Genomic DNA, 22861 nt, shown 5'->3' on the forward strand with positions numbered 1-22861 from the left:
GTTGGGGGCGCAGGTATGAGCATCTTGGCGACAATCAAGGATCATAGCGGCAGGATTTACCGTGGCATCCAGGTGCTGCTTGTTACGAGCATCGCAGCCACCGCGATTGCCGCCTTTGGCCTGACCGAGAACGCCTCCCGCGCCACGACTCTCGCCATATCGGCGACGGCCACCAGCCTGGCGCTCGTGGTGCTGATGTATATGCGCTCAAGCGTCGTCCAGCGCCTGCAATCGGCGGCCGCCGCTGAAGCCGAGAAGCACCGCTTTCTCACCGTGGACGCTATGACAGGCGCGATGACCCGGCGCTATTTCCTCGAAGCGTTGAGCGAGATGCTAAGCACCTCGCGCAACCGGCGGCAGGCGAGCTTGCTGCTGATCGACCTCGACCATTTCAAGCAGCTCAACGACACCTTCGGTCATCAGTTCGGCGACCTTGCCCTGGCCTATCTGGTCAAGGAGGCACAGCGCATCTTTGCCGATGGCATTATCGGACGGCTTGGTGGCGACGAGTTCGGCATCATAATCCCGCACGGCGATGCGGCTGCCATCAACAAGGACGCGCGTCGGCTGCTCGACCAGATGCGGGCCGGAAAGCGGCATGAAGGCAAAGTTATCCCGTTGTCGATCTCGGTAGGGGTCGCACTGGCGCCGCTGCACGCCTCCAACCCAACGGAACTGATGGTGCTTGCCGACCTGGCACTCTACGAAAGCAAGGCCGCAGGTCGGGGCCGTGTCACGGTCTTCGACGAGGAGATGCTGTCGGACAAGCGCTATCGCCGGCTGGTAGAKCGCGAACTGCGCGCCGCCGTCTATCTCGGCGAGTTGGAGCTYCACTATCAGCCGATCGTAGGTGCCGAGGGTTCCATCGACGCGCTCGAGGGATTGATCCGCTGGCGCCATCCCGTCCGCGGCCTGATCTCGCCGGCCGAGTTCATCCCGATCGCCGAGCGCTCGACCCTCATCGACATGATCGGCGAGTGGGTCTTCAGGCGCGCCTGCGCCGATATCGGGCACTTTCCCGGGCGGCGCATCAGCATCAACGTCTCCGGCGAACAGTTGAAGCGCGACGAGATCGTGACGATGTGCGACCGCATTCTGCGTGAGACCGGCAGATCAGCATCCGCGTTCATCATCGAGATCACCGAGACCGTTGCAACGGCAGCGACGCCGGAAATCCTCAGACGCCTGGAAGCCTTGCGCGGACTTGGCTTCCACATCGCGCTCGAYGACTTCGGCACCGGTCATTGCGGCTTCAACTATCTGAAGACCTTGCCCATCGACAGCGTCAAGATCGACCGCTCCTACATACGCAGCCTCGCCAGCGACCAGGTGGCGCAGATCTTTGTTTCCGCGCTCGCCCAGATCGCGCGCATCCAGAACATCACCATCGTTGCGGAAGGCGTGGAAACGGCCGAGGAGTTCACCCTTGCCCGCGGCGCCGGCTGCAGCCGCTTCCAGGGCTATTTCTTCGGCAAGCCGGCACCACGCGACAAGGCGAGCGCGCTTTGCGCAGCCGATAGCAAGCCGCTTGCCCTCATTGCCTGACAAGCGGAGCGCCTTGCAAAGGGGGCTCATGGCAAAAAACCAAAGCCGGCGCATTTCCTATTTTCCTTGCCCTCCCCTTCAACCCGTGTGACGATGGCTTCGGGCAGGTGGTTAGCAAAAAACCCCGCCCGCGACGGCCGGACAGGCCGGCCGCCGCTCCCAGGGAAAACGCCTGAGTGGAGGTCAGCCATGGGTAATCGCGCCGGAGGACGACGCACGGGACCGAAATGCATCGCCATAGTCGGTCCCTTCGCAAGCGGTAAGACGACACTTCTCGAAGCAATCCTCGCCCGCACGGGCGCCATTCCCCGCCAGAATCCCGTTTCATCGGGCAACACCRTTTCCGATCATTCGCCAGAAGCCCGTGCCCACGCCATGAGCGTCGAGGCAACCTTTGCCACCACGGAATTCATGGGCGAGCAGTTCACTTTCGTCGATTGCCCGGGCTCCATCGAATTCGCCTTCGAGGCCGAGCCGGTGCTCGCCGCCTGCGATGTCGCCGTGGTCGTGGCCGAAGCGGACGAAAAGAAGATTYCCGCGCTGCAGCTCATCATGCGCAAGCTCGAYGATCTCGGCGTGCCGCGCATCCTATTCCTCAACAAGGTGGACAAGGCGATCGCCGGCGTGCGCGAGACGTTGAAGATGCTGCAGCCGGCAAGCTCGGCGCCGCTGCTGCTGCGCCAGATTCCGCTGCGCAAGGACGGCGTCGTCATCGGCTCGATCGATCTCGCGCTGGAACGTGCCTATGTCTACCGCGAATACGCCGAAAGCCAGGTCGCCGAGATTCCAAATGACGACAAGGCGCGCGAGCTCGAAGCACGCTTCTCGATGCTGGAGACCCTTGCCGACCATGACGACCAGTTGATGGAGCAGCTGCTCGAGGAGATTGAGCCGCCGAAGGACGCGATCTTCGACGATCTTGCCGCCGATCTTCGCGCCGGCACGGTGACGCCTGTGCTGATCGGCACCGCCGAGAAGGGCAACGGCGTGCTACGGCTTCTGAAGGCGATCCGCCACGATGCGCCGGACGTCGAGGCGACCCGCAAGCGGCTTGGCGCGCCCGACGGCAACCAGACCGTCGTGCAGGTGATGAAGACCATCCACACCGCGCATGGCGGCAAGCTGTCGGTGTCGCGGGTGCYTTCCGGCCAATTGGCCGACGCGACCGAACTTTTCCTCTCCAACGGCGACACGACAAAGGTTTCGGGCATCTACAAGATGCTGGGCAAGGATCAGTCGAAGCTGCCATCGGCCAATGCGGGCGATACCGTCGCGCTCGGCAAGCTCGACAACGTCAAGACTGGCCAGACGCTGAGCTCGGCCAAGGGCGGCATCAAGCCGCTGGTCACTTTTGAGCCGCCGCAACCGGTATTCGCCTTCGCCTTGCGTCCCAAGGAGCGCAAGGACGAGGTCAAGATGTCGGCGGCGATCCAAAGGCTGGCCGAGGAGGATCCTTCACTCAGCCTGCATCACAACCAGGACTCCGCCGAAACCGTGCTGTCGGGGCATGGCGAAATGCACCTGCGTGTCGTCCGCGAACGCCTGGAGGGCAAGAACCAGATTCCGATCGAAGGCCATTCGCCGGCGGTGCCCTATCGCGAGACCATCCGCAAATCGGGGCAGCRGCGCGGCCGCCATAAGAAGCAGTCGGGCGGTCACGGCCAGTTCGGCGATGTGGTGATCGAGATCAAGCCGCTGCCGCGCGGCTCAGGTTTCCAGTTCACCGACACGATCACCGGCGGCGTCGTGCCCAAGACCTACATCCAATCGGTGGAAGCGGGCATTCGCGACTATCTGAAGTCTGGACCGCTCGGCTTCCCGGTGGTCGATGTCGCCGTAAACCTGTCGGACGGCTCCTACCATGCGGYCGACTCATCCGACATGGCCTTCCAGATGGCAGCCAAGATCGCGATGAAGGAAGGCATGGCCGCCTGTTCGCCGGTTCTGCTGGAGCCGATCATGAAGGTCGAGATCGTGACGCCCTCCGATGCGACCTCGAAGATCATCGCACTCATCCCACAGCGGCGCGGCCAGATCCTCGGCTATKATGCGCGGCCAGGTTGGCCGGGCTGGGATGTGGTCGAGGCGACCATGCCACAGGCCGAGATCGGCGATCTGATCATCGAGCTGCGCTCAGCAACAGCCGGCGTGGCCAGCTACAAGGCTGCCTTCGACCATATGGCTGAGCTGACCGGCCGCCTCGCCGACGAGGCGATGAACGCCAACGGCAAGGCTGCCTGACCTTGACGATGACGAAACGGCGCCCGGACCATCCGGACGCCGTTCTTATTGCGGACCGTCTTCCTGGGAGGCAAACGGCAGGTCCACCGCAGCCGGCAAAATGGTTCGGACGCGGTAGCTGCCTGAGCCCGGCCTGTCCGAGTGATGCCCCCATCTCCCGGACCGACCAACCGCGTCCTATGATCTACTTAATCGACAGAGTGCRTCCGTGACATGTTACCCGATGTTACATGTCACTGTTACGTGGCCCAAGCGCACGCATTTCCGGCATCGCGGTGATCTCGGGGCAACAAAAAAGCCGGATCAATAAAGATCCGGCTGAGTTTGATTGGAAGTGCCGATTAGGGCTAACCTCCAGAGGGGAACACTCGAGGGCGCTAATGGGAGGAGAACGCGCCCTGGAGATGAACTATATATGTGCTCATCATGCCCAAGAAACAAGCATCTATTTTGCAACACACGCATGCAAAAAGACGCAGGCTGTGGTCCAACCCGTTCCAGGAACCGATAGGACCAGAAAAATCGCCCAAACGCAGGCCTTTCCAGCGCCAAAGCGATTGCTGATATGCAAATTAGAGCCGATTCTGTTCCCGGAAATACGTGAAATCAAAATGATGCGGATTCGAGCAGGTCGCGTTTATTTTTGYGGCAAGAGGTTCCGATGCGGATGTTYTCGGCAATCGCCGGCAGCGCGTTATTCCTTGTTGCGGCACCAGGCGTGGTCGCGGGGCTGGTGCCCTGGCTGTTGACCGACCATTATCGCATGTCGCTGTCCACGGTGCCGGGCTTCGCGATTCTGGGCTCGATCCTGGTAATCGGGGCAGCGGGGGTCCTGCTCCACTCCTTCGCCCGCTTCGCGCTGGAAGGCCGGGGCACCCCGGCTCCCATTGCGCCGACCGGGAAACTGGTCGTGGGCGGCGTCTACCGCCATGTGCGCAACCCCATGTATGTCGCGGTGCTGTCGATCATCTTCGGCCAGGCACTGATCTTTTCGAGCTGGGCTTTGTTCGCCTACGGCCTGATCGCCGCGGCGGCGATGATCTCMTTCGTCAAATTCTACGAAGAGCCGACGCTCGCACGACGCTACGGCGCCGAATACGAAGCCTACCGCAGCGCTGTCCCCGGCTGGCTGCCGCGGCTGACGCCGTGGCGCGGGTGACCCRCACCCTGCCTAGTAGGACCAGCTGCGCGCCTTCGCGATGATGAAATCGCGGAACACATGCAGCTTCGCCTGGTTCTTCATTGCGTCCGGATAGGCGAAATAGGTGTCGAAGGACGGCACCTCGGTCTCGGGCAGCAATTGCACCAGGTTCGAGTCCTTGCTGATGACGTAGTCGGGCAGCATGGCGATGCCGGCGCCGCCCTGGACCGCGCGCTTGATCGACAGGATGTCGTTGATCTGCAAAGTCGGCACCCTTTGCCCGCCTTCGAAATCGCCGACCGTCTCCAGCCAGTTCAGTTCCGACAGATGCGAGGGCACCGGCACGCCGAAGGTGACGATCCGATGGTTCCTGAGTTCCGCGATCGACGCCGGCTTGCCGAACTTCGCCACATAGGAAGGGGCCGCGTAGAGATGAAAATGCACCGTGAACAGCCGGCGCTGGATGAGGTCCGGCTGCTGCGGCTGGCGCAGGCGGATGGCGCAGTCGGCCTGGCGCATGGTGAGGTCGAGCTCCTCATTGGCGAGGATGAGCTGCAGGCYGATCTCGGGATAGAGCTCGATGAATTCCTGCACGCGCTCGGTCAGCCAGCCGGCGCCCAAGCCCACCGTGGTCGTCACCCTCAGCACGCCGGAGGGGCGATCCTTGGTCTCGGTCAGCCGCGACTTGATCGTCTCCAGCTTCATCAGCACGTCATGCGCCGTGCGGAACAGCATCTCGCCCTGTTCGGTGAGCACGAGGCCGCGCGCGYGGCGATGAAACAACGCCACACCGACGTCATGCTCCAGCGCGCTGACCTGCCGCGAGATGGCCGATTGCGAAAGATGCAGAGTCTCGGCGGCATGGGTGAACGACCCAGCCTCCGCCGCAGCGTGAAACACGCGTAGCTTGTCCCAGTCCAGCGCCATGATTCCCCTCGTGTTGCCTGCGGCGTCTGAATGAAAAATCAGGCTTTTAAACGGCTTTTCTCAGCCGATTGCTTATTCAGCCGCTTCAGCCGCCTCGCGATGAACTTCGATGCCCGCGAGATATTTCTCCGCCTCGAGCGCGGCCATGCAGCCCAGTCCGGCCGCCGTCACTGCCTGCCGGTAGACGTCGTCGGTGACATCGCCGGCGGCAAACACGCCGGGAACATCGGTGCGGGTCGAATCGGGCGCCGTCCACAGGTAGCCGTTGGGCTTCTGCTTGAGCTTGCCGGCAAAAAGCTCGACCGCCGGCGCGTGGCCGATCGCCACGAAGACGCCGTCGACCTTCAGCCGTGACACTTCGCCGGTCACCACATTGCGCAGCTTCAGCCCATCGACCGAAGGCGGCAGCGGCGCCTTGCCGGGCTGCCCGGTGATCTCATCGACGACCGTATCCCAGATGACGCGGATATTGTCCTTCTTGAACAGCCGCTCGCGCAGGATGCGCTCGGCCCGGAATTCGCTGCGCCGGTGAATGACGGTGACGCTCTTGGCGAGGTTCGCGAGGTAAAGCGCCTCCTCGACCGCCGAATTGCCGCCGCCGACCACCGCGACATCCTTGCCGCGATAGAAGAAGCCATCGCAGGTGGCGCAGGCCGAGACACCGAAGCCCATGAAGGTCTGTTCCGATGGAATGCCCAGCCACTTGGCCTGCGCGCCGGTGGCGATGATCAAGGCGTCCGCGGTGTAGACGGTGCCGGAATCGCCGGTGSCGCGGAACGGCCGCACATTGAGGTCAACCTCGGTGATGATGTCGTTGACGACCTGGGTACCGACATGCTCGGCCTGCTTGAGCATTTGCTCCATGAGCCAGGGACCCTGGATCGGGTCGGCGAAGCCCGGATAGTTTTCGACGTCTGTGGTGATCATCAACTGGCCGCCCTGCTGCAGGCCGGCGACAAGCATCGGTTTCAGCATGGCGCGCGCGGCATAAATTGCCGCGGTATAGCCGGCCGGGCCGGAACCGATGATGAGAACGGGCGCGTGCTTAATGTTCATAAAAGTCCCCTGCGGCGCGAGGCCGTGGTTTGTCGCCGGTAATGTAAGTGCTGCCCGCCAAGCCAGCAAGGCAGCTTAGCCTTCGTCCCCGGAAAGCTTCCAGGCATGTCTCCCGAAACTCTAAGGCGATTTCGGGACAAAGACATGCACAGACCAAACAGCAGCGCGTGGCCCCGCTGCATAGCGGGCAATATTGCGCCTCGAAAGCGCAAAAATGATCGCAAAGGGATAGCCTCCCGCGCGAAACCAAATTACAAAACCGCGAAAGATTCTTGCGCGAGGCCTGATCATGCCGCTCAAAGCCGATCTCGATGCCATCGACTGGAAGATCCTGCGCGAGTTGCAGAACGACGGACGCATGACCAACGTCGAGCTGTCGAACCGTGTCGGCATCTCGGCGCCGCCTTGCCTGCGCCGCGTCAGGCGGCTGGAGGAGGCCGGCATCATCCGCGGCTACCGCGCGCTGCTCAACGCGCCGGCGCTCGGCATGGATGTCGTCGCCTTTTGCCTAGTCGGCTTGCATCATCAGGCCGACGCCGAACTGAAGACATTCGCCGAGCGCACGCGCGGGTGGCCGATCGTGCGCGATGCCTGGATGGTGTCGGGCGAATCCGATTTCCTGCTGCATTGCGTGGCAAGTGATCTCGGCACCTTCCAGACCTTCGTCATCGAGGAGCTCGCCTCGGCCCCCAATGTCGACACAGTGCGGACGGCGCTTACCATCCGCCGTGTCAAGGATGAGGGATTGGTGGCCTTTCCCGCTTGATTAGCTTAATGCGCCAGCTTCCGATGAAAACGGTGGAAAACCAGCGGCCTGGCGCCCCAAGTTGAATCTGTATGCGATCAGAGCGACCCTATCGCGGTCAGCAGGCCGTCGAGATCATGCGCGTCGCGCAACGGCAAAACCGCAAGCCTGTCCATCGTTGAGGCCCTGCCGTCGACAAGCCAGCCGCGCGTGAGGCCGGCGCGCTTGCCAGCTTCCATGTCGGCCGGCTTGTCGCCGACGATCAGCGATCGTTTCAGGTCGAGGCCGAGGCGGCGGGCTGCCTCGACGAGCATGCCCGGATTGGGCTTGCGCATCGGATGGTCGGCGATCGCCAGCGGACYCGATCCAGCCTCGTGGTAGGCGCATGCAAGCACCATGTCGACGACGGCATCCCTCTCGGCAAGCAACTCAAGCACCCGCCGGTTGACAGACGCGAACGCATCCCAGCCAAAATAGCCGCGCGCGATGCCGGACTGGTTGGTGACCACGACGACCGGAATGCCTCGCCGGTTCGCGGCCTCCACTACGGGCGCGATTCCGTTGCGCAGCGCCATATCGTCCGGATCGTCTGGATACCCAGTATCGACATTGATGGTGCCGTCGCGGTCGAGAAACAGCGCCGGCAGGCCGGCTGGAAAGGCCCTGGTTCCGATCCGCTCGACCCAGAGGCCGGGCTCGACAAGCGGAAAGACTGCGTCGTCGTCAGGCATTGCTGAGACGCGCTTCCACCGCCTCGCACAGATGGTGGTAGAGGCAGAGGTGCCCCTGCTGGATGATCGGCGTCGAGGTCGACGGCACATTGAGCAGGATGTCGGTCAGCGGCTTGAGCTTGCCGCCGGTGTCCCCGGTCAGGCTGATCACCGTCATGCCCATGGCCCGCGCCTGCTCCGCGGCGGCGAGGATGCTCGGCGAATTGCCGCTGGTGGAGATCGCCAGCAGCACCGCACCTTCCGATCCGTGCGCCTCGACCTGGCGCGAGAAGACCGTGTCGAAGCCGTAGTCGTTGCCCCAGGCTGTCAGCACGGCGGCATTGGCCGGCAGCGCGATGACATTGTAGGCCTTGCGCTCCTTGAGGAAGCGACCCACCAGTTCGCCGGCGATGTGGATGGCGTCGCTCGCCGAGCCGCCATTGCCGCAGATCAGCAGCGCCTTGCCTTGCGACAGTGCCGTCACGACTGTGCTGACCGCGCGTTCCATCTCACCGGTGAGGTCGCGCTCGACCATCGCCGAGATCACCGCCGCCGAGCGGACGAGATAGTCGTTCAATTCGGACATGAAACCCTCAGTTTGCGGCGCGCAGCTTGCCGATCGTGTTGGTCGTGCTCTTGCCGGCGACGAGGTCGACAAGCACCACGCGCCCGCCCGCCTTCTGCACCACATCAGCGCCGACCACGGTCTCGATCGTGTAGTCCGCGCCCTTGACCAGAATGTCGGGCTGCAGCGCTTCGATCAGCTTGAGCGGAGTGTCCTCCTCGAAGACGACGACCGCATCGACCGAGGCGAGCGCCGCCAGCACGCAGGCCCGGTCGTGCTGGTCGTTGACGGGGCGCCCAGGCCCTTTCAGCCTTCGCACCGAGGCATCGCTGTTGAGACCGAGCACCAGCCGGTCGCACTGGCTGCGGGCGGCATGCAGCAGGCTGACATGGCCGGCATGCAGGATGTCGAAGCAGCCATTGGTGAAGCCGACGGTCAGCCCCTCCGCTTTCCAGGCGGCGACCATTCTCGCCGCCGCGCTGGCGTCCAGAACGGCATCCTGATGAACAACCGGCCCGTGCGAGCGGAACAGCGCGCCCGAAAGTTCCTCGACGGTGAGCCGCGCCGTGCCGCGCTTGCCGACCACGACGCCGCCGGCGGCGTTGGCGATGACGGCGGCATGGACCCGGTCGGCGCCCGCGGCGAGCGAAAGCGCGAAGGAAGCGATAACCGTGTCGCCGGCGCCGGAAACGTCGAACACTTCGCGCGCCTGCGTGGCGATATGGCGGGCATCCTCCGCCGTGACCACGCTCATGCCCTTTTCGCTGCGCGTGGCGACGATGAACTCGAAGTCATGCGCCGCGATCAGGTCCCGCGCCGCGGCCACGATCTCGTTATCGCCGAACACGGCGCGCCCGACCGCCTCGCCAAGCTCCTTGCGGTTGGGCGTGACTGCGGTCGCCCCGGCGTAGCGCGCATAGTCGCGGCCCTTCGGGTCGACCAGCACCGGCTTTCCGGCGTCGCGGCAGATCGCAATCAGTTCTGCCGCCACGCCGTCGAGCAGGATGCCCTTGCCGTAGTCGGACAGGATAACGATGTCGGCACGCGCAAGCGCGGCCTGGAAATGCTCGACAAGCGTCGCCCGCTCGCTGCGGGATAACGGCTTGATCTCCTCCTCGTCGAAACGCAGCACCTGCTGATTGAGCGCGCTGAAGCGGCTCTTCGACGAAGTCATGCGGTCCTGCCGTTGTACTAGGCCGTCGGTGTCGGCGCCGAGATCGCCGAGCATGCGCAGAAGGTTGTCGCCGGCCTTGTCGGCACCGATCACCGAGACCGGAATTGCGGCGGCACCCAGCGAAACGATGTTGGAAACGACGTTGCCGGCGCCGCCCATGGCCAGCATCTCGCCCTTTCCATGCAGCACCGGGATCGGCGCCTCGGGCGAGATACGCTCGATGACCCCGCTGACGAAGCGGTCGAGGATGAAGTCGCCGACCACCAGCACGGTGACGTCGCCAAAGCGGGCGATGGTGCGATGCAAAGGCTCCGGGGAAGGCAGATGGTGCTTGATCATCTCACTGGCACGCGCCCGAAAGGCTGGTTGATCTCAGCGCCGGAAAATCCGGCGCCCGTCGTTCTTCGCGATGCCGATATACCGCAATTCGGGCCAGCGCAACGGCGGGCTTGGAGGCAGGATGGCGAYGGCACGCGCGAGTGAAGCGTGAGCTTTGCGGCGCGACTGTGACCGAGCGAGCCTCCGACATGGGTTTGACGTGCTTTATCGACACTCCCGTCGGCGTCCCCTATAAGGGCCGGAATCGGCAACGGAACAGAGGCCTTCATGATCATCGTCACGGGCGGCGCCGGCATGATCGGCTCCAACATCGTCGCCGCGCTGAATGCCGAAGGGCATGACGACATCGTCGTCGTCGACGACCTGACCGACGGTCACAAGATCGCCAACCTGGCCGATCTCCATATCGCCGACTATCTCGACAAGGACGATTTTCTGACYCGGCTCGAGGATGGCGGGCTCGGCCGCATCGAGGCCGTCTTCCACCAGGGCGCCTGCTCGACCACGACCGAATGGAACGGCAAGTTCATGATGGAGGTGAACTACGCCTATTCGAAGCGGCTGCTCCAYGCCTGCCTCGCGCTGCGCGTGCCTTTCCTTTATGCCTCCTCGGCCTCGGTCTATGGCGGCGGCAGCGAGTTCCGCGAGGAGYCTGAGTTCGAGCGGCCGCTCAACGTCTACGCCTATTCCAAAAAGCTCTTCGACGACTACGTTCGCCGCAACGTCTTCGACACCGACCATTCGCAAGTGGYAGGCCTGCGCTATTTCAACGTCTACGGCCCGCGCGAGGCGCACAAGGGCGCCATGGCCTCGGTCGCCTACCATCTGTTCAACCAGGTCGAACAAGGCCAGAACCCGAAACTGTTCGGAGCCTACGGCGGCTTTGGCCCGGGCGAGCAAAGCCGCGACTTCATCCATGTCGGTGACGTTGCCGATGTCAATCTGTGGCTTTGGAAGCGCGGATTGAGCGGCATCTTCAACTGCGGCACCGGCCGTGCCCAGCCGTTTCGCGCCATTGCCGAGACGGTGATCGAGACGCTCGGCAAAGGCGATATCGAGTACATCCCCTTCCCCGACCACCTCAAGGGCAGCTATCAGAGTTTCACGCAGGCTGATATGTCCCGCCTGCGCGCGGCCGGCTACAATGGCCAATTCCGGACCGTCGAAACCGGGGTCAGAGACTACGTCCAATGGCTGAAAGCCCAACGATCCTCGTGATCGGCCCACGCTGGGTGGGCGACATGGTCATGGCGCAGTGCCTGTTTGCGGCGCTGAAGGAAARGCACCCGGACGCCGCGATCGACGTGCTGGCGCCCAGCTGGGCCACCCCCCTGGTCAAGCGCATGCCCGAAATACGCCGTCAGATCGATTTCCCGCTGATGCCCGGCGCGCTCGAATTCCGCAGCCGCATGCGTTTCGGGCGTCTGCTGCGCGGCCGCTACGACATGGCCTACGTGCTGCCCGGAAGCTGGAAATCGGCGCTGATTCCGTTCTTTGCCCGCATTCCGCGACGCGTCGGCAATTTAAGGGAAATGCGCTACGGCCTGCTGACCGACATCGTGCCCCTGCCGGATACCCTCAAGCGGCGAACGGCACGGGCCTATTTCGGCCTGGCCCGCGGCGGCACGTTTCGCCCGCCCAAGCTCGCGGTCAATACAGCCAACCAGGCGGACCTGCTTACGCGGTTCGGATTGCAGGCAGAGGAGTTCGTCGCTCTGATGCCGGGCGCCGAGTTCGGCCCGGCAAAACGCTGGCCGAGCGAGCATTATGCCGAGCTCGCCCGGGGGATGATGGCAAAGGGCCTGGGCGTCGCCCTGCTCGGCTCGAAGAACGACGCCGCGGTGACCAGTGAGATCGCCAGGCTCGCGCCGGGCGCCGTCGATTTGGCCGGCCAGACTCAACTGGAGGACGCCATAGACCTGATCGGCGCGGCGAAGCTCGCCGTGTCGAACGACAGCGGGCTCATGCACGTCGCAGCCGCCGTCGGCACCCCGATCGTCGCCGTCTATGGCTCGACGTCGCCCGAGAACACACCGCCGCTGACGGAACGTTCGGAGCTGGTCTGGCTGCAGCTTTCCTGCTCTCCCTGCCACAGCAAGGTCTGCCCGCTCGGCCATCTCAACTGCCTGAAGACGCTCGATGTCGCGCGGGTCGCCGCCGCGGCCGACCGGCTGCTCAAGCTTCCCGCGGCCGCATGAAAGTGCTGATCGTCAAGACGTCATCGATGGGTGATGTCATCCACACGTTCCCGGCTGTCGAGGACGCGCTCCACAATCGCCCCAACGTCAGCTTCGACTGGTGCGTGGAGGAATCCTTTGCCGGCATCGTCGCTTTGCACCCGGCGATAAAGTCCATCCACAAAGTCGCGATCCGGCGCTGGCGCAAGACGCCGCTTGACCGAGGCACATGGCGGGAAATGGCCGGCCTGCGCCACGCGTTACGCGCCGCGCATTATGATTTGGTCATCGACGCCCAGGGGCTGTTGAAGTCGGCCGTGGTCGCCAGGCAGGCGAGCGCGCCGATTGCCGGCTTCGACCGCACAAGCGCCCGCGAACCCTCGGCGACGCTGTTCTACGGCCGCAAATACGCGGTGCCGCGCGACCTGCATGCTATTGAGCGCACGCGGCGGCTGTTCGGACTGGCGCTTGGCTACGAGCCCGATCTGTCGCGCCTTGGTTCCGGGATTGTGCCGCCGACAGGCAGCTTTCCCCGCCTTGACGGCAAGCTTGCTTTCCTGCTGCACGRCACCAGCCGCGAGGACAAGAAATGGCCGGTCGATGATTGGRTCGGGACGGCGCGCCGATTGGCTTCCAGGCAATTCACCCCGGTCGTCACCTGGTCGAACGAAGCGGAAAAGCGCGTCGCCGAGGCAATCGCCGGCGCCGTGCCGAACACTGTGCTGATCCCCAGATCGCCGCTCTCGGACATCGCCGCGATCCTCGGCCGGTCGACCCTCGTCGTCGGCGCCGACACCGGCCTCACCCATCTCGCCAGCGCCTTCGCCCTGCCTACGGTTGCCATATTTCTGGCGACGGAGCCGGGTCTGACGGGCCCGCGCGGGCCGTTCTCCTCCACCTTGCTGGCGTCCGCCGGCGGCAAGGTCACGCCGGCTGAGGTGATGGAAGAGGCTGAAAGGCTGCTGGCACAGCGCGCTATCTCCCCCTTGGTGGGGGAGAACGGATTTTCAGGACCTTAGCCGGAGCACTTCGCGGAGGCTAAGTCGTAGAAAATCCAAGAGAGGGGGTTGCGCCTTACGAAATCCCCTCTCTTGCGATTTCTAACACTTAGCCTTCGGCTAAGATGTTGAAATCGCTTTCTCCCCCAAGGGGGAGATTGAGGGCTCAAATGAACTGCACCTGGACGATCTCGTATCCCCGCGCGCCGCCGGGGGCGTTAACCTCGACGGCATCGCCGACTTCCTTGCCGATCAACGCGCGCGCGATTGGCGAGGAGATCGATATGCGGCCGGATTTCACGTCAGCTTCCTGGTCGCCGACGATCTGGTAGGTCTTCTTTTCCTCGGTGTCCTCGTCGACCAGCACGACAGTCGCACCGAACTTCACCTTGTCGCCGCTGAGCTTCGAGACGTCGATGACGTCGGCTCGCGCGATCAGGTCTTCGAGCTCGTTGATGCGGCCCTCATTGTGGCTCTGAGCCTCTTTCGCCGCATGATATTCGGCATTTTCGGAAAGGTCGCCATGCGAGCGCGCTTCGGAAATCGCCTCGATGATGCGTGGACGCTCTTCCTGCTGGCGCCAGCGCAGTTCTTCCTTCAATGACGCGAACCCCTCGCCTGTCATCGGGACCTTGTTCATATACCAGACCTTTCCTGCCGCCACTCCCGGTCATCGGGAGCGGCCTTGTCGACGGGTACAAAAAGAAAACGGTCCGGCAGCCTCGGGCTAACGGAACCGTTTCACCACAATTTCCCTCAATATAGCGATCTTCGCGCGATTTTCACGTCCTAAAATGAAGTTCGGCAAAATCACCACCGCTTTCGCGAAAGCGTAGGCGGCTAACGCAGCAAGCGACAGCAAAAACCGGCTGCGACGCTCGCAGCCGGTTGGGTCGCCGCTCGAATCAGCTCCTCAGGAAATGATCGATCTGCTCGGACAGCATGCCGTATTCGCGCGAGCCCTTGCCGGTCCGCTTCTCGATTTCATTCAGCTGCTCCTGCGCGCCGGCAAGATCGCCGATCTGCAGATGAGCCTCGCCGAGATACTCGCGCACCAGCGTATAGTCCGGGTCGATGCGGAGCGCTTCCTCATAATAGCCGAGACCGACCGTGATGCGGCCCGAATGGCGATGCGAATAGCCGAGATAGTTGAGGATGCGCGGATCCTGCTTGTTGGCGGCGAGCGTCAGCACTGAGATCGCCTCGTCATAGCGCCCGGCCATCGCAAGGTCGTGGCCTGCTTCGTAGATGCTGTCGTCATCCAGCATGCCTTGCTGCGGTGCTACGCATTTCTTCTTCTTCTTGTCCCAGACCTCACCTTTCTTGCATTGAGTGGTTGTCTGACCGCTGCTACCACCGCTTTGACCGGCCGTGAATGCTGGCGCCGCGAACAGCGGCAAGGCAGCAACAGCCATGACCTGGATAAGCAAACGTCTGCGCATCGAGAGCCTCCGTGAGCGTGACAATGCCAGACTAACGCCRCCTCGATGCGGTTTCATCCCCTGAAGCTGGCGGCAGCCAACTATTTTGCGCGTCCGCAACGAGTCATCGCGTTTTGTGAACGGACGTGACGCGCGCCGCAAATCCGCTATCATCGGCCGAGCGCTTTACGTGGAGAAGAGCCCGTGCAGCAACGCCTCGAGAAAGAATGGGAGCTTTCGATCGACCCCGACACGGTGCGCCTCTTCATCCTCAAGGCCAAGGCGCTCAGCGCCGCCGTCAACGAGGATTATGATGACGGCGCAGAGCACGAGGTCGAGTTCGATGGCGACACGCACGACAACCACCATCACGACGGCCTGATCGAAGAAGCCTCTGAAAACCTCACCGAGGAGGAGTTCCGCGAGCTGATCGACGATCTCAATGTCGATGAAGCGGCTGACCTCGTGGCGCTGGCCTGGATCGGTCGTGGCGATTATGACGCGTCCGAATGGATCGACGCGGTGGCTGCGGCGCGCGAGCGCRCCAACAAGCGCATCGCAAAATACCTGCTCGGACTGCCGCAACTCGCCGACTGGCTGGAGGGAGGCCTGGAGGCGATCGGCGCGTGACGGCCGGTAATTGATATTGATTGGGACGCCGCCCTCGCAAGGCAACCTTGCCATGCCGGCGCCGTTTCCGGGCGATGCCAACACCGAGCTTTTCCGGATTTTGCAGACTGGCGCTGCCCTTGGCGGCGGCGACCCTGCTGGTCACATCCGCCATGGCCCGGCAACACCACCGTTACTGGCCCCACAAGAACCATTTGCCGCCGGCCAGCCAGACCGCGCCGACACCGGAAMCACCCGCGACCGCACCCATTCCCGAGCCGCGCCCTGCTGGAAAGCCCGATCGAGAGCCGCGGGTCGAACCGCAGATGCCGGCGGTTGCCCCGACGCCGCCGGAAAAGCCGGCCGAATTGGAACCGGAACCGCCCGCCGCCGCACCAAAGCCGCCGGAGAAACCCGCACAGGCGCCCCAGGAGAAGCCGCCTCCCGATCCGCGTTCCGCTGAACTGCCCGCCRCCAAAATGCCGGAAGAGGAAGTGGCGTGTCGCGAGCGGCTGAAGGCGATCGGCGTCGAATTCGAGGAGCACAAGGCCGAGCATGATGCGGCGATCGGCTGCTCGATCCCCTACCCTATCGTTCTGAAAACGCTCGGCAAATCGATCAGCATCAATTCCAGCACCGAACTCAATTGCCAAATGGCCGAGGCGGCCGCGCGCTTTGCCGCCGATGTCATCCAGCCGGCGGCGAAGGCCGAATTCGGCGCCGATCTGAAGTCGATCACGCAGGCCTCGGCCTTCGTCTGCCGTCCGCGCCATGACACGGAAAAACTGTCGGAACACGCTTTCGGCAACGCGCTCGACATCRCCTCCTTCACCCTGTCGGACGGCAGGCGGGTCGAGATCGGCCCGGCGCCGCCCGAACAGGATGGAAAGTTCCTGGAAACGGTGCGCAAGGCGGCCTGCGGCCCGTTCAAGACGGTGCTCGGTCCGGGCAGCGATCCTGACCATGCGCAGCACTTCCATCTCGACCTCGAGCCGCGACCTCACGGCGGAACCTTCTGTCAGTGAGAAGGACCGCCAAGAACAAATGCCGTAATTCGGCCTCAGGCGTGAATGCCGGCGCTGATCTTTCCTTTACTGTTGCCGACTAGACTTGTGCCATCCGGGACAGGATGCCTTCAGATGGCCAAAACACTTGGCGCCATRCTTGCCGCGGCGCGACAGAATAATCGTGCGCGCGTCGTCGCCGCGAGGCTGGCAACAGGGCTTGCCATCGCAGCCGTGTCGGGCTGCACCACCGGCGATGTCTTCTCGCTGCAGCCGGCCGTCGATGTCGGAGGCCAGACCGCCGCGGTGCCCGAGGCGCCGCAATATTCCGGCATGCAGCGTCTTGTCCCGTCCAACCCCTATATGACGACGGTCGCCTATCCGCGCATGGATGAGCCGATGTCGCCGGTCGAGCAGATGCCGGCCAGCGAGATCGACTGCCGCAACGAGTTGAAGCGCATGGGCGTCGTCTACACCGACGTCCAGCCGATCCATGAAGGCCAGTGCGGTATCGACTATCCAGTCAAGGTCTCGGCCATCGGCAGCGTCGAGATGAAGCCGGCCGCGACGCTGACCTGCAACATGGCCGCGACCTTCGCCGCCTGGACCAGGAACGAGCTCGTGCCCGCCGCCCGCTGGCGCTATTTCTCGGGCGTCAAGGCAATCCACCAAGGCTCGAGCTATTCCTGCCGCAACATCGCCGGCGAAGGTGTCCTGTCGGAACACGGCAAGGGCAACGCCCTCGACGTCATGAGCATCGAGCTCAACAATGGCGACGATATCGACGTCCGCAAGCCCGGCCTGTTCGCTTTCCGCACCCGCGGCTTCCTCAACAATGTGCGCGCCGACGGTTGCGAGTATTTCACCACCGTGCTCGGCCCCGGCTACAATTACGACCACCGCAWCCACTTCCATTTCGACATTAAGAACCGCCGGAACGGCTATCGTGCCTGCCGTTAGAGCATGATCCCAAAAGTGCGCGGCGGTTTTCCCGTCCGGAACTGCGCAAGACCAAATAGGTAGAGCGGTTCAGCGATTGCCGATCGCTGAACCGCGCGGGCATCCCCTGCCCAATCCGAGCAAGACCGCGTAGAGTGGTCGCGCATGGGCCTCGGAGTGGTCTTTCGTGGGTAAGCGAAGCCTTCGGCGGCGCGCGGCCCTCTGGCTGGCGGCCTTCTGCGCCTTCTATCTGGCATTTGCCTATCTCGCCGCGCCGGAATTCTGGACCTGGCGGGAGCGCGGCTTCCGCACGCAGCGCTTCGAGATGATCACACATACGCCGCAGGGCATTCCTGGCGATCCGATCAATGTCGGCCTTGTCGGCACCAAGAAGGAGGTCGTCCATGCCTTTGCCGTCGCCGGCTGGGACACGGCCGATGCCGTCACGCTACGGACGGCGATCGACATCGGCGAAAGCGTCTTGTTCTCCCGCCCCTACCCCGACGCCCCGATGAGCCGCCTGCTGTTCGAGGGCCGCGCCCAGGACCTCGCTTTCGAGAAGCCGGTCGGCGACAGCGCGGACCGGCGCCACCATGTCCGCTTCTGGCAGACGAACACGGTTGGCGACGACGGGCGGCCGCTCTGGCTCGGCGCCGCCAGCTTCGACCGCGGCGTCGGCCTGAGCCACGATACCGGCGCGATCACCCACCATATCGGCCCGGACATCGACGCCGAGCGCAATTTCCTGATCGGCGACCTCAGCGCGGCCGGCATGCTGGTCTCGACCAGCGAAATACCGGGAATCGGCGCGACGAAAGACGGCAGGAATGGCGGCGGCGATCCGTATTTCACCGACGGCATGGCCCTGGTCGGCGTTTTGAAGACGCCATGACGAAGCCGTTGCAAATCAAGCCGTATGATGGCTCAAATTGTCATGCTCCAAAAATAACGGCGGACTATTTTCGAATGCACTGCAGCAATGCTATTGACGCACATGCTTTATGTTGAAATCGCCGTGGTGGCCGCCCTCATCTTGGTGAACGGCCTTTTGGCCATGTCGGAGCTCGCCATCGTCTCGTCGCGGCCTGCCCGCCTCAAGGCGATGATCGACCGCAAGGTCAGGGGCGCAGGCCGCGCGCTGGCGCTGGGCTCCAATCCCGGCAAGTTCCTGTCGTCCGTGCAAATCGGCATCACCCTGGTCGGCGTCCTSTCCGGCGCCTTTTCAGGCGCCACGCTCGGCGAGCGACTGGCGCAATATCTGGCCTCGGCCGGCATCCGCGAGAACATTGCCGACCCCGTCGGCGTCGGCATCGTCGTCGCGGTCATCACCTATGCCTCGCTGATCGTCGGCGAACTCGTGCCGAAGCAGATCGCGCTACGGGATCCGGAGCGCGTCGCAGTGAGGGCGGCCCCCGCGATGACCATCCTCGCCACCGTCTCGGCGCCGCTCGTCTTGCTGCTTGACGTTTCAGGCCGTGCCGTTCTCTGGCTGCTCGGCCAGTCCGGCGAGGCGGAAGAGAAGGTCACCGACGAAGAGATCAAGATGCTGGTCGCCGAGGCCGAGCATCACGGCACGATCGAATCCGACGAGCGGCGCATGATCGCCGGCGTCATGCGGCTTGGCGACCGCGCCGTGCGCGCCGTGATGACGCCGCGCACCGAAGTCGACTGGATCAACCTGCAATCCGACGAGGCGGCCATCAGGCGGCTGTTGATGGAGACGCAGCATTCGCGCCTGCCCGCCGGCGACGGCAATGTCGACGCCATGGTCGGCGTCGTCCAAACGCGCGACGTACTGTCGGCGATCCTCGGCGGCAAGGTGCTGGAGCCGCGCCAGCACGTGCGCGCCGCGCCGATCGTGCACGACCAGGCCGATGCGCTCGACGTACTGGCGAAGCTAAAGGAATCGGATGTGCCGATGGCGCTCGTCCATGACGAGTACGGCCATTTCGAAGGCATCGTAACCCCGGCGGACATCCTGGAGGCGATCACCGGCGTCTTCCGCTCGGACCTCGAGGCCGGCGAGGCAGAGAACGCCGTCAAGCGGGAGGACGGCTCATGGCTGCTCGCCGGCTACATGCAGGCCGACGAGATGGCGGAAGTGCTGGGCATCGACCTGCCGGAAAACCGCGACTACGAGACGGTGGCCGGCTACGTGCTGTCGCATCTGCACCACCTTCCCACGACCGGCGAATGCGTCGACGCGCAGGGCTGGCGCTTTGAAGTGGTCGACCTCGACGGCCGCCGCATCGATAAGCTGATCGCATCCCGCCTGCCGGACGGCCACCGCCAGATGGCACGCCGCTAGTCCATGTCTCGCAAAAGTGCTGCGTTGGGAACGATGGGAATCCCCCCGCTATCGCGGTACGGCTCCTCACCGCAATAGCCCGACTTGCTCCGTTTAAAGACACAGGGTTCGCAAGCCGGGCCATGCACCGGGATTTTGGGACCGGGCGCCATTAACCTGCGCTCGATATCGCCTGATCCCAAATCAAAGAGTCTAAACGGCTGAAAGCCGCCGCGATCCTGCCTCGCGCCATCGAAGCGCACATTCAGTTGAACCGCTGTCTGCGCTCGTCCGACGATGGCTTTCGAGAGGTGGCGTCCGTTCCAGCAGACGCTTGCGGGCATCGAGATCCGGCTAGGGCACCAGCACGACCTTGCCGGTCGAACGGCGCTCCTCCAGCAACCGGTGCGCCTCCGCGGCCTGATCGAGCGGGAAACGGCCGCCGATTGTCACCCTCAGCCGCCCGCTCGCCGCCAGATCGAAGAGTTCGGCCAGGCTCGCCTTCAGCACGTCGGCGGACAGAAGCGGCAGCAGCGCGAAGCCCTTGAGCGACTGGTTGCGGTCGATCATCGCTTCCAACTCGCCGACGCCAAGTGCAAACCGACCGAGCGCCGCGAACACCAACTCGCCGCCGGGTGAAAGGATGTCCAGAAAGTCGCTGGTCATCGCACCGCCGAGCGTGTCGTAGATCCTATCCACGCCGCTCTTCGCAACGTCTTTGACCTCGGCGCCCCAGTTCGGTGACCGATGATCGACGGCGGCATCGGCGCCGAGCGACAGGACGAGATCGCGCTTGGCCTTGCCGCCGGCCAGCGCGATGACGCGATGCGCGCCCTGCCCTTTCGCCAACTGCACAAGCAGCGAGCCGACACCGCCCGCGGCAGCCGGCACCAGCAAGGACTTGCTCTCCGGAGGGCTTTGGCGAAGCAGATGCAGGGCCGTCAGCCCCTGCACCATCAGGGCGGTCGCCTCTTCGAAGGAAAGCGCCTCAGGCAGCGGCACCGCAAGGTTGGCGTCGATCGCCACATRCTCCGCATAGCCGCCGAAAGGCCGGTCGGAGACAAACAGCGGCGCCGCAACGCGGCTCGCCAGCAGTCGAGGGTCCACGCCCTCGCCGACCGCCTCGATGGTGCCGGCAGCCTCGACGCCGGGGAACATCGGCAGGCCCGGCGTGACCGCGTAGCGATCGGCCCGCATCAGCACTTCGAAGAAGTTGATGCCGGCCGCGCCGACCTTAATCAGGACTTCGCCCGCGCCCGCGACGGGTGTTGGGGTGTCGACGACTTCCAGCACCTCCGGACCGCCGAAGCGGGTGAATTGAACGGCTCTCATGGCAGGCTCCGATCGCTATGGCATCGGCCGCGCTTTGCCACTATCTGGCCTATCGCCGCTACACACGGATTTGTCCGCTGCTCACCAGGAGGTGACCATGGCCCGAACAATCAAGAGGCTGCCGATGCTGCCGGCGGAGCGCGCCCTGAAGGTGATCTCCGRCCGCTGGAAAGCGGTGATCCTTTACTATCTTTTCGATCGCCCTCGCCGGCTCTCGGCGCTCAAGGCGCTGATGCCCGGCATCGCCCAGAAAGTGCTGATCGATCAGCTGCGCGAGATGGAAGAGCACGGTCTGGTCAGCCGCGAGATCTTTGCCGAGATCCCGGCACGCGTCGAATATTCCGCAACGCCTCTCGGCCTCAGCCTCGAACCGATTCTTTTGGCGCTTTGCCAATGGGGTCAGCATCACGCCGACGAGTTGAACGAGCGGGACCGGCTTGCCGACTGCATCATCAGGCCGAGGCCAGCGGCTGAGGCTCCCGCGAATTGAAAAGGGCGGCGCAAGCGCCGCCCTTGGAACACAATCTTAAGAGGATGATTGGGAGGATGATCCTGCTGCGGCCGATCAGGCGGCCTTGGCTTCCGCGTCAATCGCGTCGGCCGCACGAGCCGCCTTGAGCACCTTGGCCCACCAGGCAACGTCGTTGACAAGCGCTGCGCCAGCTTGGTTCAGGTGTTCGATGTCCTCGAGCTTCTTGTCGCCCTGACGGACGGCCAGGAAATCGCCCCAGGCAATGTGGACGGCCGACTTGACCGGCGCCATCTGCAGCTCGACGGCATGCAGCCGGAGCTGTTCCACAGCGCGCGAGCCGCCGACGCTGCCGTAGCCGACGAAACCAGCCGGCTTCTTGTTCCATTCATTGGCGGCGTAGTCGATCGCGTTCTTCAGAACGGCGGTCGGGCCGTGATTGTATTCGGCAGCGGTGAAGATGAAGCCGTCGAACTCGGCCACCTTCTTCTGCCAGCGCTGCGCCACCTCGTTCTGCGACGGCGCCCAGGCGGAGGAAGCGACCTCGTCGAAGAAGGGCAGCGGGAAGTCGCGCAGATCGACCACTTCGACGTCGATATCGGCATGYGCCTTGGCAATCTTGGCGATCCACTGCGTCGGCACGTCGGCGAAACGGGCGGCGCGCGTCGAACCGACGACGATGGCGATTTTAGGCTTGGACATATGGGGCTCTCCTTGCGGGAATTTCTGGTATCGTTTGGATACCGGCGCTATATGTGATACWGACAATGCCGGATGCAAGGAGGCACATTTTTGTTACTGAGGCACCCGCATAACACCGAGGACTGCCGCGCCGTGTCGGAAATCCTGCAACGGGTCGGCGACAAATGGACGGTGYTCGTGGTCGGCAAGCTGGGCGGCGGACCGATGCGCTTCAACGAATTGCGCGCGGCCGTCGGCGGCATTTCGCAGAAGATGCTGACCACAACCTTGCGGGGTTTGGAGCGTGACGGCTTTGTCACGCGCAAGGTGTTCCCGACCATTCCGCCGCGTGTCGACTACGACCTTACCGAGCTCGGTCACGAGCTGCTCGTGCCGGTCGGCGCGCTCGGCGCATGGGCCCGAAAGAACACCGAACGGGTCAAGGCAGCGCGCGCGAAATTCGACAGCCAGCATGCCTGAAACCCCTGCGACGCAAGGGGT

The 22861-nt window shown here is 63.8% G+C and carries 23 protein-coding genes; 14 read left to right on the forward strand and 9 right to left on the reverse strand.

The window, feature by feature from the left end:
- The first annotated feature begins 15 nt into the window (after positions 1-15).
- The 3 genes from ORS3428_RS05950 to ORS3428_RS05960 all read left to right on the forward strand — a co-directional run bounded on the left by ORS3428_RS05950 (position 16) and on the right by ORS3428_RS05960 (position 4945).
- A complete protein-coding gene (locus tag ORS3428_RS05950) occupies positions 16-1545 on the forward strand; it encodes a putative bifunctional diguanylate cyclase/phosphodiesterase (protein ID WP_071095464.1) in 1530 nt (509 codons plus the stop codon).
- A gap of 189 nt (positions 1546-1734) precedes the next feature.
- On the forward strand, positions 1735-3786 hold the full coding sequence (locus ORS3428_RS05955; RefSeq protein ID WP_071095466.1) for an elongation factor G: 2052 nt from the start codon (positions 1735-1737) through the stop codon (positions 3784-3786).
- A gap of 661 nt (positions 3787-4447) precedes the next feature.
- Positions 4448-4945, forward strand: coding sequence for a methyltransferase family protein (locus ORS3428_RS05960; protein WP_071095468.1), 498 nt, complete (start codon positions 4448-4450; stop codon positions 4943-4945).
- Positions 4946-4957: 12 nt separating this feature from the next.
- On the opposite strand, the gene ORS3428_RS05965 is transcribed toward ORS3428_RS05960, so the two are convergent.
- Together ORS3428_RS05965 and trxB are read right to left on the reverse strand one after the other, a co-directional pair.
- Positions 4958-5854: a LysR family transcriptional regulator gene (locus ORS3428_RS05965; protein ID WP_071095470.1), complete on the reverse strand. Its 897-nt coding sequence runs from the start codon at positions 5852-5854 to the stop codon at positions 4958-4960.
- Positions 5855-5926: 72 nt separating this feature from the next.
- Positions 5927-6910, reverse strand: coding sequence for a thioredoxin-disulfide reductase (trxB, locus tag ORS3428_RS05970; RefSeq protein ID WP_071095472.1), 984 nt, complete (start codon positions 6908-6910; stop codon positions 5927-5929).
- A 289-nt stretch (positions 6911-7199) separates the two neighbouring features.
- On the opposite strand from trxB, the gene ORS3428_RS05975 reads away from it, so the two are divergent.
- A complete protein-coding gene (locus ORS3428_RS05975) occupies positions 7200-7676 on the forward strand; it encodes an Lrp/AsnC family transcriptional regulator (protein ID WP_071095474.1) in 477 nt (158 codons plus the stop codon).
- A 77-nt stretch (positions 7677-7753) separates the two neighbouring features.
- Here ORS3428_RS05975 and ORS3428_RS05980 read toward each other — a convergent pair whose 3' ends face one another.
- The 3 genes from ORS3428_RS05980 to rfaE1 are packed head-to-tail and all read right to left on the reverse strand — an operon-like array spanning position 7754 to position 10443.
- Positions 7754-8386: a D-glycero-alpha-D-manno-heptose-1,7-bisphosphate 7-phosphatase gene (locus ORS3428_RS05980; RefSeq protein ID WP_071095476.1), complete on the reverse strand. Its 633-nt coding sequence runs from the start codon at positions 8384-8386 to the stop codon at positions 7754-7756.
- Positions 8379-8951: a D-sedoheptulose-7-phosphate isomerase gene (locus ORS3428_RS05985; RefSeq protein ID WP_071095478.1), complete on the reverse strand. Its 573-nt coding sequence runs from the start codon at positions 8949-8951 to the stop codon at positions 8379-8381. The genes ORS3428_RS05980 and ORS3428_RS05985 overlap by 8 nt, the downstream gene beginning before the upstream one ends.
- A gap of 7 nt (positions 8952-8958) precedes the next feature.
- On the reverse strand, positions 8959-10443 hold the full coding sequence (gene rfaE1 / locus ORS3428_RS05990; protein ID WP_071095480.1) for a D-glycero-beta-D-manno-heptose-7-phosphate kinase: 1485 nt from the start codon (positions 10441-10443) through the stop codon (positions 8959-8961).
- A 267-nt stretch (positions 10444-10710) separates the two neighbouring features.
- On the opposite strand from rfaE1, the gene rfaD reads away from it, so the two are divergent.
- Genes rfaD through waaC form a run of 3 tightly spaced genes read left to right on the forward strand, consistent with a single transcriptional unit; the run spans position 10711 to position 13639 of the window.
- Entirely contained in the window at positions 10711-11661 is a 951-nt protein-coding gene (rfaD, locus tag ORS3428_RS05995; protein WP_071095482.1) for an ADP-glyceromanno-heptose 6-epimerase, read from the forward strand.
- Entirely contained in the window at positions 11634-12641 is a 1008-nt protein-coding gene (gene waaF, locus ORS3428_RS06000; RefSeq protein ID WP_071095484.1) for a lipopolysaccharide heptosyltransferase II, read from the forward strand. The genes rfaD and waaF overlap by 28 nt, the downstream gene beginning before the upstream one ends.
- On the forward strand, positions 12638-13639 hold the full coding sequence (waaC, locus tag ORS3428_RS06005; RefSeq protein WP_071095485.1) for a lipopolysaccharide heptosyltransferase I: 1002 nt from the start codon (positions 12638-12640) through the stop codon (positions 13637-13639). The genes waaF and waaC overlap by 4 nt, the downstream gene beginning before the upstream one ends.
- Before the next feature lie 145 nt (positions 13640-13784).
- On the opposite strand, the gene greA is transcribed toward waaC, so the two are convergent.
- Both greA and ORS3428_RS06015 read right to left on the reverse strand, forming a co-directional pair.
- On the reverse strand, positions 13785-14258 hold the full coding sequence (gene greA, locus ORS3428_RS06010) for a transcription elongation factor GreA (protein WP_071095488.1): 474 nt from the start codon (positions 14256-14258) through the stop codon (positions 13785-13787).
- 265 nt (positions 14259-14523) lie between these two features.
- Positions 14524-15060 (reverse strand): tetratricopeptide repeat protein, encoded by a 537-nt coding sequence (locus ORS3428_RS06015; RefSeq protein WP_071095490.1) that lies wholly within the window; start codon positions 15058-15060, stop codon positions 14524-14526.
- Positions 15061-15243: 183 nt separating this feature from the next.
- On the opposite strand from ORS3428_RS06015, the gene ORS3428_RS06020 reads away from it, so the two are divergent.
- From ORS3428_RS06020 to ORS3428_RS06040, 5 genes are all read left to right on the forward strand, one after another.
- Positions 15244-15669, forward strand: coding sequence for a DUF3775 domain-containing protein (locus ORS3428_RS06020; RefSeq protein WP_071095492.1), 426 nt, complete (start codon positions 15244-15246; stop codon positions 15667-15669).
- A 152-nt stretch (positions 15670-15821) separates the two neighbouring features.
- Positions 15822-16673, forward strand: a complete 852-nt coding sequence (locus tag ORS3428_RS06025) for an extensin family protein (RefSeq protein ID WP_443136841.1) — start codon at positions 15822-15824, stop codon at positions 16671-16673.
- 114 nt (positions 16674-16787) lie between these two features.
- Positions 16788-17612 (forward strand): extensin-like domain-containing protein, encoded by an 825-nt coding sequence (locus tag ORS3428_RS06030; protein ID WP_071095494.1) that lies wholly within the window; start codon positions 16788-16790, stop codon positions 17610-17612.
- A 166-nt stretch (positions 17613-17778) separates the two neighbouring features.
- Positions 17779-18483, forward strand: a complete 705-nt coding sequence (locus ORS3428_RS06035) for an LssY C-terminal domain-containing protein (protein ID WP_071095495.1) — start codon at positions 17779-17781, stop codon at positions 18481-18483.
- A gap of 102 nt (positions 18484-18585) precedes the next feature.
- Positions 18586-19899, forward strand: a complete 1314-nt coding sequence (locus ORS3428_RS06040) for a hemolysin family protein (protein ID WP_071095496.1) — start codon at positions 18586-18588, stop codon at positions 19897-19899.
- A gap of 333 nt (positions 19900-20232) precedes the next feature.
- On the opposite strand, the gene ORS3428_RS06045 is transcribed toward ORS3428_RS06040, so the two are convergent.
- Positions 20233-21210, reverse strand: a complete 978-nt coding sequence (locus ORS3428_RS06045; RefSeq protein WP_071095497.1) for a quinone oxidoreductase family protein — start codon at positions 21208-21210, stop codon at positions 20233-20235.
- Between the two features lie 97 nt (positions 21211-21307).
- Here ORS3428_RS06045 and ORS3428_RS06050 point away from each other — a divergent pair, with 97 nt between their 5' ends.
- On the forward strand, positions 21308-21700 hold the full coding sequence (locus ORS3428_RS06050; RefSeq protein ID WP_071095498.1) for a winged helix-turn-helix transcriptional regulator: 393 nt from the start codon (positions 21308-21310) through the stop codon (positions 21698-21700).
- 75 nt (positions 21701-21775) lie between these two features.
- On the opposite strand, the gene ORS3428_RS06055 is transcribed toward ORS3428_RS06050, so the two are convergent.
- The gene (locus tag ORS3428_RS06055) at positions 21776-22381 is read right to left on the reverse strand and encodes an NADPH-dependent FMN reductase (protein ID WP_071095500.1); all 606 of its coding nucleotides are present in this window, start codon (positions 22379-22381) and stop codon (positions 21776-21778) included.
- A gap of 90 nt (positions 22382-22471) precedes the next feature.
- On the opposite strand from ORS3428_RS06055, the gene ORS3428_RS06060 reads away from it, so the two are divergent.
- The gene (locus ORS3428_RS06060; protein ID WP_071095657.1) at positions 22472-22840 is read left to right on the forward strand and encodes a winged helix-turn-helix transcriptional regulator; all 369 of its coding nucleotides are present in this window, start codon (positions 22472-22474) and stop codon (positions 22838-22840) included.
- Positions 22841-22861 lie beyond the last annotated feature (21 nt).

Source organism: Mesorhizobium sp. ORS 3428 (assembly GCF_001854785.1).
Classification (GTDB): Bacteria; Pseudomonadota; Alphaproteobacteria; order Rhizobiales; family Rhizobiaceae; genus Mesorhizobium.

Coding starts and splice junctions, on each gene's coding strand:
- ORS3428_RS05975 (WP_071095474.1), top strand. CDS start 7,200: ATGCCGCTCAAAGCCGATCTCGATGCCATCGACTGGAAGATCCTGCGC.
- ORS3428_RS05985 (WP_071095478.1), bottom strand. CDS start 8,951: ATGTCCGAATTGAACGACTATCTCGTCCGCTCGGCGGCGGTGATCTCG.
- rfaE1 (WP_071095480.1), bottom strand. CDS start 10,443: ATGATCAAGCACCATCTGCCTTCCCCGGAGCCTTTGCATCGCACCATC.
- greA (WP_071095488.1), bottom strand. CDS start 14,258: ATGAACAAGGTCCCGATGACAGGCGAGGGGTTCGCGTCATTGAAGGAA.
- ORS3428_RS06015 (WP_071095490.1), bottom strand. CDS start 15,060: ATGCGCAGACGTTTGCTTATCCAGGTCATGGCTGTTGCTGCCTTGCCG.